3 protein-coding genes are annotated in these 1,884 nt (G+C 55.8%); all 3 read right to left on the reverse strand.

What is annotated here, in order from left to right; genetic code table 11:
- Position 1: 1 nt before the first annotated feature.
- The gene (locus tag AC1D1Z_RS36930; protein WP_477853766.1) at positions 2-316 is read right to left on the reverse strand and encodes a hypothetical protein; all 315 of its coding nucleotides are present in this window, start codon (positions 314-316) and stop codon (positions 2-4) included.
- A 90-nt stretch (positions 317-406) separates the two neighbouring features.
- Entirely contained in the window at positions 407-847 is a 441-nt protein-coding gene (locus AC1D1Z_RS36935; RefSeq protein WP_477700137.1) for a hypothetical protein, read from the reverse strand.
- 685 nt (positions 848-1,532) lie between these two features.
- Positions 1,533-1,884: DUF6678 family protein (locus tag AC1D1Z_RS36940; RefSeq protein WP_477853768.1), on the reverse strand; the 352-nt coding region annotated here is incomplete at its 5' end.

The following is a 1,884-nucleotide window of genomic DNA, read 5'->3' on the forward strand; positions in this document are numbered from 1 at the left end:
GTTAGACCRCATCGGGATCTCCCAGCGTTTGATACATGACATGAATTAGCTCAAATTGGTTGCAGCCACGCGACGCAATGCCGCCCTCGTCGTCTGGGCGTTCGAGCTCCCACCCCTCTTCTACGTCGGACCAGTACAGCAGCTTATCGCCAAAAGCAGCGACGGCAACGACATACTCACCCGGTGAATCCGCGATCGACAGCTCACGCGGAGCTATGCAGGCCTTCCCTAAAGCTGCCCGATGCTCTGGATGCAACCTGCGAAGGCCGTCTTCCAAAAGGTCAGTGACTTCAGCGATGGTGGCAGAGCGAAACATTGAGGGACGTTCTAACGTAGAGATGATCGGACCATCAACATCTGCGGCGATACCGCCTTCTGCTGTTGTGGGTCCGTGTCGACTGACAAGTTATGCATCATGACCTACCAGCTTTGCCGCCCCGCCCTTCGCACTAATCATGACGTCGATTTGAGAAACGAAGTTGTCCATTGCCGCAGGTTCAAAAAGTACGTATGTCTTGAGTTGTGGCCGACAGTCTAGTGCACCGTCCTGCTGCTCGCTTTTCTGCAATTCAACCTCCACTTTCGCGTGTCCGGATCCATCGATGCAATGAAACCGCAACCGAAGATAAGAATACCCCCCAGGCGCACCGATTAGTTCATCAACTACGTCGTTCGTCGAGCGAGGAAAGCCTCGAAGCCGGCTCCGGAGGTCTCGCAGACTCTCCCAGGTCGTATAGACCTGAGTCACGCCGGAAAACAAGCCATCGTCAGCGGAAACGCGCAACTCGAGCATCCATTCGTCTTCCCAGATATGCTCAATGGCCAGGTGAGGAGATCGCATTTTCATGAGGCATAACATTTGACTAAACCGGACCGCCGCAGGCGGGTGCGCTCGAAGGAAGGGTTAGGCGTCATTTGCGCCACCGAAGCCACCAAACTCGTTTGCCGGGAGCGCCCTCACTCTTGAGCCTCGGATCTTGGGCATTGTGCAGTGAGCTGGCGATGTTTGAAATTGCATCGCATTGGTCTTGTTCACCAGCTTGAGAGAGCAATCTCAGGATTGATGCATCTGTGCCGCCGTATCGAATGCATCGAACCTCAGACAGACCGATTGCCTCTGCCATAGACCGTTCTTCCCCGGAGCTTGCCGGTTGGCGACAGACATAGCAGTGGCGTACTTCATCGTCAAAGCGCAGCATGTCTCCCGCAGCCTCGAATGGCACCAAACAAGAGACGCAGCAACCGTCCTGGACATAGAAGTCACCCGGAACATTGAGAGGATGTCTTTCGTTGCCTTGCACACGGACTCCTGACGCCTAACGTTGAAAGCAACCGGACCGCAACACTTGCGGCGAAGCCGCCTCCTGCAGTTGCGGGTCCGTGTTGGCCCACCAGTTACATTGCATTGCACTACCTTTCACAACCTGGCGACCCGACATACCCACCAATGATGATGCCGCCAGTACCAAGCAGCTTCTCCTCGTCAGGACGGTCGCCTCCGACATGGATCAGTGGGGCGGGAAGGCCGAGCTTCAGTGTTCCGACCTGTCGGAGCGCTCCAGGTAGTCAACTGCGGCCCCGTCCGCGACGTAGCCGAACACCTTAAACCCGTACTCGGCGTGCTCGCCAGGAACACGGATTCGAATCAACGCACTCAGGACAGCCTCCTTCTGGGCATGCGATACAACAGTGATTTCGAGCGACTCAATGAACCGATAGCCTCCTACGCTGAAGTGATAAAACCATTCTCCGTCCCATTCGGAAACACGCCYATTCTCCAAATCGAGCGTTCTCCAGCGCGGAGCAAGCTCACCGAGGCTGTACATGGCGAGGCGAATCTCCTCCCATTTTGTGTCGTTCATCACCGGATGCATGCTCTGTCCT

It is taken from the genome of Rhizobium sp. P1_E1, from assembly GCF_056406015.1.